1 pseudogene is annotated in these 380 nt (G+C 69.5%); it reads left to right on the top strand.

From position 1 onward, the window contains the following. Positions 1–380 (top strand): annotated as a pseudogene (locus D7Y04_RS45010) (hypothetical protein); the annotation flags it as partial.

The raw sequence follows: 380 nt of genomic DNA, 5'->3' as shown, positions 1-380 counted from the left end.
AACCCGTGTCGGTCCGCCAGTTCGTGGCCTACGCGGGCATGCCCCGTCCCCGGCTGTCCTCGGTTCGCGTGCTGACGTCCACCAACCGTTGCCAGTCGTCGGACCCCTCGGAATTGGTGGGCGAGGTGACGCTGAGCAGCCCCGCTCCCACGGGGGGCGCGCTCGTGGAGTTGATGAGCGTGGATGCGAGCGTGGGCGTGCTCAACGTGCGCGTCCCCGAGGCCCAGCGCACCGCGCGCTTCGCCATGCGGCTGCCCCCGGGCTGGTCCGGTCCCACCGTCATCCAGGCGTCGTCAGGAGGCGTGAATCAGACGCTCAGGGTCGCGCTCCAGCGGTGCGTCCTCATCGTGTTCCCCTTCAAGTACTGGTTCACGTTGCCG

The organism is Corallococcus sp. AB038B, assembly GCF_003668955.1.
In the GTDB taxonomy this organism is placed as follows: Bacteria; Myxococcota; Myxococcia; order Myxococcales; family Myxococcaceae; genus Corallococcus; species Corallococcus exiguus.
The sequence above is the reverse complement of the archived record's forward strand: the minus strand, read 5'-3'. Positions and strand labels throughout refer to the sequence as shown.